General features: G+C 70.1%; 16 protein-coding genes. 6 read left to right on the top strand and 10 right to left on the bottom strand.

Annotated elements, in window-relative coordinates:
- From VLG41_RS15080 to VLG41_RS15070, 3 genes are all read left to right on the top strand, one after another.
- The coding region (locus tag VLG41_RS15080; RefSeq protein WP_414652501.1) for an ABC transporter permease subunit at positions 1–276 on the top strand (276 nt) is incomplete at its 5' end.
- Positions 273–1,367: a branched-chain amino acid ABC transporter permease gene (locus tag VLG41_RS15075; protein ID WP_325350216.1), complete on the top strand. Its 1,095-nt coding sequence runs from the start codon at positions 273–275 to the stop codon at positions 1,365–1,367. The genes VLG41_RS15080 and VLG41_RS15075, both read left to right, overlap by 4 nt.
- Positions 1,364–2,227 (top strand): alpha/beta hydrolase, encoded by an 864-nt coding sequence (locus VLG41_RS15070; RefSeq protein WP_325350215.1) that lies wholly within the window; start codon positions 1,364–1,366, stop codon positions 2,225–2,227. Before VLG41_RS15075 ends, VLG41_RS15070 begins: the two co-directional genes overlap by 4 nt.
- A 10-nt stretch (positions 2,228–2,237) precedes the next feature.
- Here the strand turns inward: VLG41_RS15070 and hemH are convergent, their stop codons facing one another.
- The gene (gene hemH, locus VLG41_RS15065; RefSeq protein ID WP_325350214.1) at positions 2,238–3,326 is read right to left on the bottom strand and encodes a ferrochelatase; all 1,089 of its coding nucleotides are present in this window, start codon (positions 3,324–3,326) and stop codon (positions 2,238–2,240) included.
- A gap of 19 nt (positions 3,327–3,345) precedes the next feature.
- On the opposite strand from hemH, the gene VLG41_RS15060 reads away from it, so the two are divergent.
- From VLG41_RS15060 to VLG41_RS15050, 3 genes are read left to right on the top strand one after another with little or no spacing between them, the layout of a single operon-like run.
- Positions 3,346–4,095, top strand: coding sequence for an HAD-IA family hydrolase (locus VLG41_RS15060; RefSeq protein ID WP_325350213.1), 750 nt, complete (start codon positions 3,346–3,348; stop codon positions 4,093–4,095).
- 37 nt (positions 4,096–4,132) lie between these two features.
- Positions 4,133–4,783: a glutathione S-transferase family protein gene (locus VLG41_RS15055; RefSeq protein WP_325350212.1), complete on the top strand. Its 651-nt coding sequence runs from the start codon at positions 4,133–4,135 to the stop codon at positions 4,781–4,783.
- A 24-nt stretch (positions 4,784–4,807) separates the two neighbouring features.
- A complete protein-coding gene (locus tag VLG41_RS15050; protein WP_325350211.1) occupies positions 4,808–5,239 on the top strand; it encodes a GNAT family N-acetyltransferase in 432 nt (143 codons plus the stop codon).
- 19 nt (positions 5,240–5,258) lie between these two features.
- Here VLG41_RS15050 and VLG41_RS15045 read toward each other — a convergent pair whose 3' ends face one another.
- The 9 genes from VLG41_RS15045 to VLG41_RS15005 all read right to left on the bottom strand — a co-directional run.
- Positions 5,259–5,720, bottom strand: a complete 462-nt coding sequence (locus VLG41_RS15045) for an SH3 domain-containing protein (protein WP_325350210.1) — start codon at positions 5,718–5,720, stop codon at positions 5,259–5,261.
- Between the two features lie 161 nt (positions 5,721–5,881).
- Entirely contained in the window at positions 5,882–7,228 is a 1,347-nt protein-coding gene (gene hpnE, locus VLG41_RS15040) for a hydroxysqualene dehydroxylase HpnE (RefSeq protein WP_325350209.1), read from the bottom strand.
- A 58-nt stretch (positions 7,229–7,286) separates the two neighbouring features.
- Positions 7,287–8,153, bottom strand: a complete 867-nt coding sequence (gene hpnD, locus VLG41_RS15035) for a presqualene diphosphate synthase HpnD (RefSeq protein WP_325350208.1) — start codon at positions 8,151–8,153, stop codon at positions 7,287–7,289.
- A 113-nt stretch (positions 8,154–8,266) separates the two neighbouring features.
- Positions 8,267–8,437 (bottom strand): hypothetical protein, encoded by a 171-nt coding sequence (locus tag VLG41_RS15030; RefSeq protein WP_325350207.1) that lies wholly within the window; start codon positions 8,435–8,437, stop codon positions 8,267–8,269.
- Between the two features lie 38 nt (positions 8,438–8,475).
- Positions 8,476–8,787 carry a hypothetical protein gene (locus VLG41_RS15025; RefSeq protein WP_325350206.1) on the bottom strand — a complete coding sequence of 104 codons (312 nt, stop codon included), beginning with the start codon at positions 8,785–8,787 and terminating at the stop codon, positions 8,476–8,478.
- Between the two features lie 62 nt (positions 8,788–8,849).
- On the bottom strand, positions 8,850–10,982 hold the full coding sequence (locus VLG41_RS15020; RefSeq protein WP_325350205.1) for a hypothetical protein: 2,133 nt from the start codon (positions 10,980–10,982) through the stop codon (positions 8,850–8,852).
- 93 nt (positions 10,983–11,075) lie between these two features.
- Positions 11,076–11,555 (bottom strand): acyl-CoA thioesterase, encoded by a 480-nt coding sequence (locus VLG41_RS15015; protein ID WP_325350204.1) that lies wholly within the window; start codon positions 11,553–11,555, stop codon positions 11,076–11,078.
- A 32-nt stretch (positions 11,556–11,587) separates the two neighbouring features.
- Positions 11,588–13,033 carry a hypothetical protein gene (locus VLG41_RS15010; RefSeq protein WP_325350203.1) on the bottom strand — a complete coding sequence of 482 codons (1,446 nt, stop codon included), beginning with the start codon at positions 13,031–13,033 and terminating at the stop codon, positions 11,588–11,590.
- A gap of 78 nt (positions 13,034–13,111) precedes the next feature.
- A partial coding sequence (locus VLG41_RS15005) for an FAD-dependent monooxygenase (protein ID WP_325350202.1) occupies positions 13,112–14,209 on the bottom strand: 1,098 nt, incomplete at its 5' end.

The following is a 14,209-nucleotide window of genomic DNA, read 5'->3' as shown; positions in this document are numbered from 1 at the left end:
GCGCTCGCGGGCCTGGGCGGCGTGATGTGGGGCCTGTACCAGCAGAGCGTGATCCCGCAGATGGGCGCGCAGGTCAACGTGCTGATCTTCATCGTCATCATCATCGGCGGCCTGGGCTCCACGCTGGGCGCGCTGATCGGCGCGCTGCTGGTAGGCCTGATGGTCAACTACGTGGGCTTCGTGCTGCCGGTGGCCACGCAGTTCGCATCGATTGCGCTGATGGTGGCCGTGCTGATGTGGCGGCCGCAAGGCGTCTATCCGGTGGTGAAGGTATGAGCCGAATCCTGTCGCACGACCTGCCGCGCAGCCGCTGGCTGGCCGTGATCCTCGTGGCGCTGCTGCTGGGCCTGGCCTTCGCGCCCTTCCTGTTCCCGGGCGTCAAGGCGCTCAACGTCGCGGCCAAGGTGCTGGTGTTCGTGGTGCTGGTCGCGAGCTTCGACCTGCTGCTGGGCTACACCGGCATCGTGAGCTTCGCCCACACCATGTTCTTCGGCATCGGTGCCTACGGCGTGGCGATCGCGTCCTCGCGCATGGGCGCGGGCTGGGATGCGCTCGCGGTGGGCGTGGGTGCGGCGCTCGCGCTGTCCTTCGTGCTGTCGCTGGCCATCGGCCTGTTCTCGCTGCGCGTGCGCGCGATCTTCTTCGCGATGATCACGCTGGCCGTGGCCTCGGCCTTTCTCACGCTGGCCTCGCAGCTGTCCGACATCACCGGCGGCGAGGACGGCCTGACCTTCCGCCTGCCCGAGCTGCTGTCGCCCGGCTTCGCGCTGATGGAGGAGGACTTCGAAGGCCCCTTCGGCCCGGTGACGCTCAACGGGCGCTTCATCACCTACTACCTGCTGTTCGCCTGCGTGGCGGCCATGTTCCTGGTGATGCTGCGCATCGTGAACTCGCCCTTCGGCCGTGTGCTGCAGGCCATTCGTGAGAACGACTTCCGCGCCGAGGCCCTGGGCTACCGGGTGGTGGTGTACCGCACGCTGTCCAACGTGATCGCCGCGTCCTTCGCCACGCTCGCGGGCTGCCTGCTCGCGCTCTGGCTGCGCTACAACGGGCCGGACACCTCGCTGTCCTTCGAGATCATGCTGGACATCCTGCTCATCGTCGTCATTGGCGGCATGGGCACGCTGTACGGCGCCATCATCGGCAGCGTGGTCTTCCTGGTCGCGCAGAGCTACCTGCAGGACCTGTTGCGCTGGCTCGGCGGCCTGTTCGAGGGCCTGCCCCTGCTGCCCGCGCTGCTCACGCCCGACCGCTGGCTGTTGTGGCTGGGGCTGTTGTTCGTGCTCTCGGTCTACCACTTCCCCACGGGTGTCGTCGGCAAGCTGCGCGAGCGCGCGCTGAGCAAGGCCACCAAGGAGGCGCCATGAACTTCGCCGCGCTCGAACCGCGCTCGCGCTACATCACCTGCGAGGAACGCGAGATCCACTTCATGGACTGGGTGCCCGCGCAGGCCGGCGGCCCGGTGGTGGTGGCCTGGCACGGCCTGGCGCGCACGGGGCGCGACATGGACCCGCTGGCCGCGCACCTGTGCGCCCAGGGCTGGCGCGTGATCTGCCCCGACACCATCGGGCGCGGCCTGTCGCAGTGGAGCGCGGACCCGAAGGCCGAGTACTGCCTCGACTTCTATTCGAAGCTGGCGAAGTCGCTGGTCGACCAGCTCGCACTGGATCGTTTCCACTGGGTGGGCACGTCCATGGGCGGTGCCATCGGCATGGTGTGCGCGGCGGGGCCGCTGCGCGGGCGCATCGAGCGCCTGGTGCTCAACGACATCGGCCCGCAGCTCGCTGCCCCGGCGGTGCAGCGCATCCGCAGCTATGCGGGCAACCCCTCGGCCTTCAACACCATGCGCGAGTTGGAGCAGTACTTCCGCGCCGTCTACAAGCCCTACGGCCACCTGCCCGACAAGCAGTGGCGCCTGCTCAGCGAAAGCTCCATGCGCCGGCTGCCCGACGGCCGCGTGACGCCGCACTACGACCCGGCGATGGTGCAGCAGTTCGAGCACCACCCCGACGACTACGAGCTCTGGCCGGTGTTCGACAGCATCGACGTGCCGGTGCTGTGCCTGCGCGGTGCCGACTCCGATCTGCTGTTGGTCGAGACGGCCGAGGCCATGCGCGATCGCGGGCCGCGCGCGCTGGTGGTGACGATTCCCGGCTGCGGGCACGCGCCGGCGCTCAACGTGCCGGATCAGCTGGAACTGGTGCAGCGCTTCCTGGCGGGGCACTGAGCGCGCACGCTCAGTCCTTGGCGCCCATGGCCAGGGCGCGTTCGCGGCTGTCGGCGCGCCCGGCCTCATCGGCCGATGCGGTGGGCCAGCCCTGCAAGTTGCGCAGCGCGATGTCGCCCAGCGCGCGGATCCATTCCTCGCGGTCGTTGAGGCAGGGGACGTACGCGAAGCGCTCGCCGCCCGCCTTCAGGAAGGCCGCGCGCGCCTCCATGTCGATCTCTTCCAGCGTCTCGATGCAGTCGCCGATGAAACCCGGGCAGATCAGGTCCACGCTTTTCACGCCCTGGCCAGCCAGCTTCACCAGCGTGGGCTCGGTGTAGGGCTCCAGCCATTTCGCCTTGCCGAAGCGGCTCTGGAAGGTGAGGACGAAGCGATCGGGCGTCAGGCCCAGCGCCTGCGCCAGCAGGCGCGCGGTCTTGTGGCATTCGCAGTGGTACGGGTCGCCCAGGTGCAGGGTGCGCTCGGGCACGCCGTGAAAGCTCATCACCAGCTTGTCGCCTTGGCCATTGGCCTGCCAGTGTTCACGCACCGAACGCGCCAGCGCGGCGATGTAGCCGGGGTCGTCGTGGTAGCGGTTCACGAAGCGCAGCTCGGGCACCGCGCGCTGCTTCGCGCTCCAGGCGTTCACCGCGTCGATCACGCTCGCCGTGGTGGTGCCGCTGTACTGCGGGTAGGCCGGCAGCACCAGCACGCGCGTGGCGCCTTGCGCCTTCACCTCGTCCAGCACCGACGCGATGGACGGGTTGCCATAGCGCATGGCGTAGCGCACCAGCAGCGAATGCCCGCGCTCGCCCAGGTGGCCCAGCAGGCGCTTGGCCTGCCGCTCGGTCCACACCTTCAGGGGCGATCCCTCGCGCATCCAGATGCTCTGGTACTTGGCGGCCGACTTCGCGGGGCGCACGCGCAGGATCACGCCGTGCAGGATGGGCCACCACAGCAGGCGCGGGATCTCGACCACGCGCGGGTCGGCCAGGAACTCGCCGAGGTAGCGCCGCAGCGCCGCGGGGGTGGGCTCGTCGGGTGTGCCCAGGTTGCACAGGATCACCGCCGTGCGTTCGGCGCGGCCATGGACGTGGGGCGGTTCGGTGGCGAAGGGCATGCGCTATTCTCTCGCAAGCATGAAAGACGACCCCCTGAGCACGGACCCCGCCGAGTCCGGCGCCGCCACGCTGGACGCCTCGCGTGTGCGTGCCATCAGCATCGACCTCGACGACACCCTCTGGCCCATCGGCCCCACCATCGAGCGCGCCGAGGCCGCGCTGCTGGCCTGGTTCCGGGAGCACGCGCCGGCCGCCGCCATCCTGGCCGCCAACCCCCAGTCCCTGCGCGAGGCGCGCCACTACCTGCAGATCAAGCGGCCCGACCTGGCGCACGACCTGAGCGCGCTGCGCCGCGAGTCCATCCGCTTCGTGCTCATCCGGGGCGGCGAAAAGCCCGAGCTGGCGGAAGAGGCGTTCGAGGTGTTCTTCGCCGAGCGCCAGCGTGTCGAGCTGTTCGACGACGCCTTGCCCGCGCTGGAATGGCTGGCCGGGCGCTACCCGGTGGTGGCTCTGTCCAATGGCAACGCCGACGTGCACCGCATCGGCCTGGGCCAGCACTTTCGCGCGGCCATCAGCGCGCGCGAGTTCGGCGTGGCCAAGCCTGACGCACGTATCTTCCACGCGGCCGCCAGCGCGGCGGGTGTGCGCCCGGGCGAGGTGCTGCACATCGGCGACGACGCGCAGCTCGACGCGCTGGGCGCCTTGGTGGCGGGCCTGCAGGTGGCCTGGCTCAACCGCGACGGCCACGCCTGGGACCACGCGCCGCTGGTGCCGCACACCACCGTGGCCGATCTGATGACGCTGTGCAACCAGCTCGCCCAGGCATGAGCGGCCACGCGCACCACCAGGGCAGGGGGCGTCCGGCATGGGATTGATCATTCACGGCATCGCCGCGTCGCGCGCCGTGCGCCCGCTCTGGGCCGCCGTCGAACTGGGCCTGGACTTCACCCACGTGCCTACGCCGTACATGGACGGCAGCACGCGCACGCCCGATTTTCTTGAACTCAACCCCAATGGCCACATCCCCGTGCTGATCGACCGGCGCCCCGAGGGCGAGGTGGTGGTGTGGGAAAGCATGGCTTGCGCGCTGTACCTGGCGCGGGTGCACAGCCGCCCCGATGGCCAGGGCATCGCGCCCGCCAGCGCGCGCGAGGAGGCCGAGGCCCTTCGCTGGTCGTTCTGGGGGGTCAACGAGGTCGAGCGCGACGCGATCACGGTGCTGGCGCACCTGCATGCCATGCCCGAGGAGCGCCGCAAGCCCGAGCTGGCGCTGGCGGCCGAGCGGCGCCTGGCGGTGCCGCTGCGCGTGCTGGAGCGGCACCTGCAGCGACAGCGGGAGGCGGGCCAGGACTGGCTGGCCGCCGCGCGCTTCACCATCGCCGACCTGTGCGTGGCCAGCGTGCTCAACTGGGCGCGCGCCTCGCGGGCGTTGATGGGCGCGCACCCGGTGATGCACGAATGGCTGCGCCGCTGCCTGGCGCGGCCGGCGTACCTGCGCGTGCGCGAGAACGGTTGAGGCAGCGACGCGCGAGGAGGGCGCATGGCACTCGAATGGCGGCACGGCAGTGAAGGTATCGACTGGGACGAACTCAGCGCGCTCTACCGTGCGGCGCCGCTGGGCGACAAGCCACCACCCTGGCTGCAAACCGTGTTCGGCAACAGCCTCTACAAGTGCTTCGTCTTCGACGGAGGTCGCCTCGTCGGGGCCGGCCGCGCGCTGGCCGACGGCGCGGACTGCTCCTACATCGGCGACATCGCCGTGCTGCCCAGCCACCAGGGCACGGGGCTGGGCAAACAGATCGTCGAACACCTGGTGGAGCGCTCGCGCGGCCACCGCAAGATCATTCTGTACGCCGTGCCCGGCAAGGAGCCGTTCTATCGACGGTTCGGCTTCCTTCGCATGAGAACAGCCATGGCCATCTTCCAGAACCAGCAACAGCAGCTGGAGCGCGGTTACCTCAGCGAGGACTGAGCGTTCGACCGGGCCGGGTTCACCAGCCCCACACCAGGCGCTCGGACACCCAGCCGCTCTCGCCCGTCTCGCGTTCCACGCGCACCCAGTCGCCGCGCTTCTCCAGGGTCTTGAGCAGTTCGCCGTACTGGGCTTGCGTCACCACCTCGTTGTTCGTGCCCGGGCCGCTGCGCACGTTGAGGATCTTGCTGGTGACGATGTGGTGCGGCTCGTCGGCGGTGAGCGAGCGCGCCACCCAGCCGGTGTCGCCCTCGAAGTCCTTCACCGCGAGCCAGTCGCCGCGCCGCTCCGTCACCTGCAGCGGGAAGCCGCGCCGCAGTTCCCACAGCACGGTGCTGGTCAGGCCCGGGCCGTCGCGCATGTTCACGGTGCTGCCGCTGATGCTGACCATGTCCTGGGCGCTGGCGCTGATGGCGGCCACACCCAGACTCAGGGCGAACAGGCCGCGGAACAGGGATCGTGCAACGGTGGTGACCGGCATGGCGATGGGCTCCTTTCCTCGGGTCATGAAAAAACGAAAGGGAAATGGAGCCGCCTGCGCGGCTCAGGTTCCCCCGAAGGGCCGAGGTTAACAGCCCCGTTGCCGCGTGCCGAGGGGCGAAGTGCCCCGCCAGGCCGCCATCCGTCACGATCGCCGCGAATTCAGCGCCCGCGTGCGGCCTCGCCAATGGGCTTGCGGGTGGCCTCGTGGGCGGCCGCGCGGCCCGCGGCCTGGCCGCTTCGCACCGCGCCTTCGATGGTGGCCGGGTAAGGGCCATCGACGAAGTCGCCCGCGGCCCACAGGCCCGGCGCCACCGCGCCCAGGGGGCGCTCGAGCCCCGGCGTGCAGGCGAAGGTGGCGCGGCGCTCGGTGATGGTGCGCAGCGGGATCAGGCCGACGAGGCCGAGCTGCTCGCGCGCCTGATCCAGGGTGGCGGCCTGCAGGTCCTCGCGCTCGCCCTCGCTGTGGCTCAGCACGAAAGCCAGCACACCGGCATCGGCCGCGCGCAGGTGCCCCCGGTCGAACACGAACTGCGCGGGCCCGCCGCGCAGCGCGAGCATGGGCGTGGGCAGGGGCCGGTGGCGCGACCCCAGCGCATAGACCGTGGTGATGGCGGTGTGGCCGAGCGCCGCCGTGGCGTCGGCCCAGGTGGGCGAGATGCCGCGCAGCGCGTCGGCCGCCGCGCTCGCTTGCGTGGCCCAGACCACGCGGTCGAAGCGCTCGGCCTGCCCCTCGCCGCTGAGCCGCCAGCCGCCATCGGCCGCCTCGATGCGCTCGATGCGCCGACCCATGTGCACGGTGTGGCCGCGCTCGCGCAGCCAGTGCGCGGCGGGGTCGGGGCCCAGGGCCGACAGGTCGTGCCGCGGCAGCAGCAGCGCCGACGGCGCGAAGCCCGCTGCGCCACGGCCGAACAGCGCGTCGCGCAGCACGCGCAGGAACACGGCACCGCTGGCCTGCCCGGCCGGAAGGTTCAGGGCCGACACGCACAGCGGCTCGATCAGCTCGTCCATCACGCGCGCAGGCAGGCCGGCGCACACGCTGGCCACGGTGTCGGACGCGCCGCAGGCGAAGCCCTGCGCGCGCCAGCGCAGCGACACGCGCAGCAGGGCGAGCCGTTCGGACCACCGCCAACCGCGCGCCGTGAGCATGGCGGCCAGCGCGTCCAGCGGCGCCGGCCAGCGCGCGGCCCAGGGCGGCACCGCCAGGCCCAGGCCGTCGGCGAAGCGCAGGGACAGCGGCGTGGCAAGCAGCGCCTCGTGCGGGTCGAGGCCCACGTCGCGCATGAAGCTCAGCGTGGCCGTGTAGGCCCCGATGAGGATGTGCTGGCCGTTGTCGAGCCACAGCGGCTGGCCGTCGGGATGCGAGATGTCGAGCCGGCGCGCGCGCCCGCCCAAGGTGTGCGTGATCTCGAACAGCGTGACCCGGGCGCCCGCCTGCGCGGCGGCCACCGCGGCGGCGCAGCCGGCCCAGCCGCCGCCGACGATGGCGACGCTCGGGGCGGTGCTCATTCGTCCACCTCCGCGCGGCGCGCTGCGGTGCGAGCCCCTTCGGGCGGCCGGGCGGGGCTCACAACCGCCCCAGCGCCTGCACCTTCCACGCGAGCCAGAACTTGCGCAGCGGCGTCAGGCTCACGCGGCGCGTGAGCACCAGCAGCGGCTCGGCCGCGATCTCGCGCAGCAGCGTGCGGTAGATGCTGGCCATCATCAGGCCGGGCTTCTGGCTGCGCCGGTCGGCGTCGGGCAGCAGGGCCAGGGCCTCGTCGTAGGCGGCCAGGGCGCGCTGGCACTGGAAGGCCATCAGCGCTTCGAAGCGGCGCTCGAAGTCGGCGGCGTCGGTGCCCGGGGCGGCGCCGCGGCGCAGCAGCTCGTGCGCCTTCACGTCAAAGCGTTGCAGCTCGTCGATGGGCAGGTAGATGCGCCCGCGCACCGCGTCCTCGCCCACGTCGCGAATGATGTTGGTGAGCTGGAAGGCCAGGCCCATGCGGTGCGCGTACTCGGTGGTGCGTTCCTGCGTCTGGCCGAAGATGCGCGCGGCCACCTCGCCCACGAGGCCGGCCACCAGGTGGCAGTAGCGCTGCAGATTGGCGAAGTCGAGGTAGCGGCTCTGCTCCAGGTCCATCTGGCAGCCGTCGATGACGCCCAGCAGGTGGCGCGCCTCGATGCCGTGGGCGGCGGCCAGCGGCATCAGCGCCTGCGTGACGGGGTGGCTGGGCTGCCCCGCGAAGGCCTGCGCCACTTCACTGCGCCACCAGGCCAGCTTGGTCTGGGCCACGCCCGCGTCGCTCACCTCGTCCACCACGTCGTCCACCTCGCGGCAGAAGGCATAGAACGCGGTGATGGCGGCGCGCCGCTCGGGCGGCAGGAAGAGGAAGGCGTAGTAGAAGCTGCTGCCGGAGGCGGCGGCCTTCTGCTGGACGTAGTCTTGCGGGCTCACTGTTGGACCTTCGCGCAGCGCGCTGCGGTGCGAGCTCCTTCGGGCGGCCGTGCGGAGCTCATGGGGTGCAGGGAGTGTACGCATGCGCGTTGCCCGGCGCCGCTCATGGCGCGTCAATGGGGTGTGGGCTGGGTCAAGTCCTTGAGGGCGTTCTGCACGATGTGCAGCCACGGGGCCTGGTGCTCCACGCCGATGCCCAGCAGGCTCGCCATGAGGTTGATGGCGTCGTTGTTCGTCGCGTCGTGCCGGCGCATCAGCGCGTGGGCCTCCAGGATCTCGCTCATGAGCCGGCTGGCGAGCTGGTTGCGTTGCTGCGGGTCTTTCAGCCGCTGCAGGCCTTGAAGGCCCAGTTCGATGCGCTGTCGGCACAGGAGGACCTGGCCACCTGCAGGACCGGCCGATTCGGATCGAGCAGCGCGCTGAGCACCAGCTCCATGGTCTGTGACGCCAGGGCGAGCGTGTCGGCGTCCTCGACGCGCAGTTCCTTTTTCAGGAACTCGTTGTTGCGCCGTATGCGTTCGACTTCGCCCAGCGGCGTGGCCTTCGTGGCCTTGGATGGGCTGCCAGGGGGCGTTTGACGGAGGAGCGATTTGTTTTCCGGGGGGATTGTTTTGGATGTGCTGGAACGCCACATGGGGGTAAGGAAATCAAGAAGAAGATCAGGGGCCCCGCCATCAAGCGGGTACCCGGTACGGCTCAGCGCTGGCTTGTTGCCTGCGAGCCCTGCAGGGCTTTGACCATGTCCCCCAGTCGCTCCCTGTAGTGTTGCCAGGCAGGATCGCGACGGTCGAGCATCTGGAGGTACCCGGTTTCCTCGACGGTGGCTTCATGCAGTGCGACGGCCCGCCGCACAGGCTCGCCCGCGCTGTCGGCGTGGGTGCGCTGGGCGAGGCGAGCCCGCACCAGGCTCATGTAGACCTGCGGGAACTCCGCTTGCGGCGAAGCCACGGCGGGTACTCCCGTCACCGGATGTCGGGACTCCTCGAACACGCGCAGGCAGGCGTCCATCAACTGCTCGGCATGCCGTTTCTCGCCGTCCGCCGTTTTGGGGTCCTGGCCCCCGAAGCCGAATCGATGTTGCAGGTGGCTGCGCAGCACCATGCAAAAACCGGGCTGGTCGTTGGTGCCGGCTCCGGTCGACGCCGGTGCGTCCTGCACCGATTGCCACAGGGTGCGCATCAGGTCGATGGTGCTGTCCAGCGCCGCCAGAGGGTCCTTCGAGGCCACGGCGTGGTGCACGAGCAAGGTGCGCAAGGCCGGGGAGTTGGCCATGTCGATGCTCTTGTCGCGCGAGAGCAGGCGGCTCAGGAAGCGCCGCACCAGGAAGTCCCATTCGGGTATGGGGGCCACGCCGTGCTTGCCTTGGCTCAGGCGGGCCACCAGTGCCTCCAGGATCTGCCTGGGGGCTGTCCCACCGGACAGTTGCTGATAGGCATCCAGCAGGGTCCACACGGGCTCCAGCCGCCTGTTCAGCTTGGGATGGACCCGGGCCATGTAGGCCTCGAGGGCTTTGGTGGAGTCCTCGGCCGGCAAGCCCAGCATGAGCTGCAGCAGGCGATCCCTGTCCTGAGGACTCAGGGCCTTGTGCGGTTCGGGTGCGGCGGCCATGCAGGCCCACAGGTTCTCCAGCCGCTGGGCCGCGTCACCCGGTTGGGCGCACACCCAGTTCAGGCAGAGTCTGACGTCGACGCGGGCGTCGTGCTGCTGCGGGAAGGCCTGCGCCGCGAACGCCAGGTGCGCCGCCCAGGTCGCCCAGGGCCGATCGGGTCCGTGCTGCACGAGGTTGGTCAGGCAGTTGCACAACTGCTCGTGGCGTCCCGCGGGATCGGCAGAGGCGTCGAGGCGCTGGTGGTACGCCTGCGCGGCCAGATGGGGGTCGCCGCCTCCGAGCAGTTCCGGATACCAGGAGGCAACGTCCAGGGGCGCGTCGAAGAACCGGGCCTGGGCGTCGATCAGGCGATCCAGTGTGGCGGACAGCGTGGCTTGCGCCGGCGTGCCGTTCGCCAGCGCAACGAGGTCCGTCAGGAGCTGGATGGCGGCTTGCGCAGGCTCCCGCTGGTTCAGGGTGCGGCACTGGCGGTGCAGGCCATCGATCTCACGGCCCAGGCGGGCAATGGCTTCGGCCTGGCGTTCGCCGACGGGTTGCTCCGACAGCGCCTTGAGCTCCGTGCGCAGGCGCCGCAGGCTCAGGTTGAGGCCATAGGCAGCGCCCTGCGGCGAGCGGCAGGCGGCCGCTTCGAACAGCAGTCCATCGTCCTTCCCCATGAAGCCCAGATCGATGAGTTCGGCGGTTCGGGTGCACAGCGCCATCAGGGTCTCGAATGGCAGGCTCGCCTGGCTGTTCTGCAGGGTCAGGCCGATGTCGCGCAGCAACTCCACCTCCATGTCCGGGAAGCCTTGTCGGACAGCATCGCTAGCGGCGGTCAGCAGCCGGGCGGCGGCGAGGCCGTCGAGCGGGAGCAGCGTCTGGCCGATCCAGGCCACGCGCTTCAGGGTGTCACGCGTGGGGCCAGGTGCCAGGAAGGTGCATGGGGTTTCGCCGTCCTTCTTGCGCAGCTCGACCACGGGGGGATCGGCAGCGCGCAATGCGGAGATGGCTTGCTGCAGTTGTGGGTGCTGCGATGCGATGGCGCGCGACTCGGTGTCGGTGCCGAGTTGCTGCAGCCACTCGTCGTTGAGGTGGACGGTGTGGGCTTGACGCCCTGTCTCGGGTGGCGGCTGGGTGGTGCCGAAAAGGCCGCTCAAGGTCTCGATGAATCCCGGGGAGGAGGTCTGCTGACGCGGGATGAGGGGGGTGGTGACGTCGGTTTGGGTCTTGAAGGAGCGCATGCTGGGATTCCGCCTTCCGCGAGGGCGGAAGGCGCAGCTATGTGACCCTGGTGGCGCCGTGAATCATGACGATTGGATGAACTTTGGAATTGATCACGCCTGGCGCAAGGCCTCGGTGCGCTGCGCGAACTCCTGGCGCAGCTGCTTGCGCACGCGCGCGGCCGCGTGGCGGCGGTGCTCGTCCGGCGTGACCGGTTTGAGCGGCGGCACGGGCACGGCCTTGCCGTCGTCGCCCACCGCCACCATGGTGAAGAAGCAGCTGTTGGCGTGGCGCACCACCTGAGAGCGGATGTTCTCGGCCACCACCTTGATACCGATTTCCATGGAGGAGGTGCCGGTGTGGTTGACCGAGGCGAGGAAGGTGACGAGCTCGCCCACGTGGATGGGTTGCAGGAACATCACCTGATCGACCGAGAGCGTGACCACGTAGCGCCCCGCGTAGCGCGCGGCGCAGGCGTAGGCCACTTGGTCCAGCAGCTTGAGGATGGTGCCGCCGTGCACGTTGCCCGAAAAGTTGGCCATGTCGGGCGTCATGAGCACGGTCATGCTCAGTTGGTGGGTGGGGAGGTCCATGGGAAGGTGGATGCGGCGGACGGGGCGCCACTCTACACCGGCGCCTGGCCTGCGGCTTCGTCGATCACGCCCTGGCGCCACCCGTTCAACTGGGGCAGGGCACTGGCTTCGTAGGCGCCGCAGGCATTCACCCCACGGATGAAGTGGTCCAGCGTGGCAAGCCGTTCCGCTGGAGTGATGTCCTGCGCCTTGGCCAACGCCCGCAGGTAGGGCATGTGGATGCGGGCCTTGAAGTACAGGCCGCAGAGGGGCTTGCGAATGAATCGCAAGCGCTGTGCCGCAGGCAGGCGGTTGAACGCTGCGACGCCCAGGTCTTCGGGCAGGCGGGCGACGAGGTAGTCCGCGCGCAAGGTGTCGGTCCACACCGCCGGCCGCTGGTGGCGGATCTCCGCCATGACCCTCTGGATGAGCGCGAGCCAGACCTCGTCGCTCTCCAGTGCCCTCAGCTGGGGCACGGCGCAGAGCCTGACCAGCAGGGCCAGGTTCGCCAGGCTCGACAGCAGGCTGGAGCGCTTCAGAACGTCCAGCACGTCGCGCGCTCGCCGAACATCGATCAGCCCGGCCGGCGTGTCCAGCAGGCTGGACTTCCAGTGAATGGCCTGAACGACCATCTCGTGGCCTTCGATTCCGTGCTGTTTCAGCGCAGCCCAGGTCGATGGGGCGATCTCCAGATCGTCGTCTTCCAGCAGCAGGAGCAGGTGCAGCGCCAGCGTTCGCTGGAAGTCCTTGTCGAAGTGCGCAAAGTGCTGCATCAGCAACTGCACCGGTGCGCTGGCGACGTTGGCCATGGGCAGACACGAGGAGCTGGTGTTGATCGCTTCGAAAATGTGGGGCGGCGTCAGCAAAGGGTCGGTGTGAAGCAGGCGTTGCGGCAGATCGTCCAGCGGCAAGCGCAGGGTGTGCGGCCCGGCGTTCTGGCGCCGCTCGAGCCATGCCTCGAACAGGCGGGTCAGCAAGGGCGCCAGAAACGGCGACTGCACGTAGGCATTCAGGGGGCTCAACAGCAGGTCGGCGCGCGCCTGACCGCCGGCGTCCTGCGGCAGCGGGATCGCCAGTGCCATCGAACCTGCTGACCCGCCCGGGGCCACGGCGTCGCTGACGAGCGTCTCGATATCCGGCGCGGGCCAGGTCGCCGAGGGCGCGTTCGGCGGCCGGGGCCAGCACTTTGAGAGCTCGTGGGACCATCGGGCCAGGCGCAGCAGGGGCTGCGTGGCATGCCGCAGCTTGCGATCGACCATGAGCGAGCGGAACAGCTCCACGCGGGTGGCCGGCGCACACGCCTGCCCCATGCCCGGGAGCGGTGCGCGGAGCCAGACGATCTTCTGGGCCAGTTCGTGGGGCAAATCGTCCCACAGCCCCTGGGTGCGGGCGGTGGCATCGCCCTGGGTGGCGTGGGTCGACTCGGCGGATTGCCGTGAGAGAAAAGTCTGCTGGCCTCGTGGCGTGTTGGAGGGCTGCGTGCGGGTTTGGCGCTTCATGAGCGGTGCGGGCAGGGTCGGGACGGCGCCGTTTGCGTGTCGGCGCCGTTCCCGCGGTTCCGCTGCTCCGGTGAAGCGTCAGGCTTCGTTGAGCTCTCCGCGCTCGGCCGCGCCGCTCGCCTGCAGGGCGTGGCCCGCGCCGCGCAGCAGCGCCACCAGGGCGCGCGCGTCAGCGGGCACCGTGTCGCCGCGCCACACCACGTGCTGGTCGGGGCGGCACATCAGCAGGGCGTGGCGGTACTCGGCCGGCCGCTGCGCCTCGGCCGAGATGTCGAGCACGCGCAGCGGCACGCCGGCTTCAGCGGCCGCGTCGATGAGGGGCTGCGCGTTCGCGCTGGCCTGCGCGACCAGCAGTGTGTAGCCCGCGCCGAAGGCGTCGTAGAGCGAGCGGCCGTCGGCCAGCCAGAAGTGCGGTGCGCGGCAACCCGGCACGGTGGAGGGCGTGAAGTCGCCCATCGTGTAGGCCGGTGGCGCTTCGCCGTCGGCCGCGATGATGGGCGAGCCCGTGTAGTAGTAGCCGTAGTTCAGCCCCGCGCAGCAGAACTGCTGCACGTTGAGCTGGTAGGCCTCGTCGCCGATGAGGGCGCGCGCGGCCTCGCCGTTCGCGTCGGGCGCCTCGATGTTGGCGGGCACCGCGCTGCGCGCCTTGATCATCTTCTGCGCATGGTCCATGGCGAAGCGCGAGACCTGCTCGGTGATCGGCTGGCGCTCGGCCTCGTAGGCGTCGAGCATGGCCGGGTCGGCCCAGCCCTGCACCTGCGCGGCCAGCAGCCACGAGAGGTTCAGCGCGTCGGCGATGCCGGCGTTCATGCCGTAGCCCGCGTAGGGCACCCACAGGTGAGCGGCGTCACCGGCAATGAATACGCGCCGGTCGCGGAAGCGCTTGGCCACCAGGCGGCGGCCCACCCAGTCTTCCTTGGAGATCACTTCGTACGCGAAGTCGTCGCCCACGCCCAGGATGTGGCGGATGCTCTGGTCGCGGTCCACCGAATCGAACTCGGTCTCCTGCGGGTTGAGGTGGTTGTGCACCAGCCAGGTCTCGTGGCCGTCGATGGCGAAGACCGTGCCGCAGCGGCGCGGGTTGACCGAGTAGTAGCACCAGGCGGGCTTGCCGGGCAGGCGGCTCAGCAGGTCCTTGGCGCGGATGTAGGTGGACTGCACGCGCTGGATCACGGC

The organism is Hydrogenophaga sp. (genome assembly GCF_035481345.1).
Taxonomy (GTDB): domain Bacteria; phylum Pseudomonadota; class Gammaproteobacteria; order Burkholderiales; family Burkholderiaceae_C; genus Hydrogenophaga.
The sequence above is the reverse complement of the archived record's forward strand: the minus strand, read 5'-3'. Positions and strand labels throughout refer to the sequence as shown.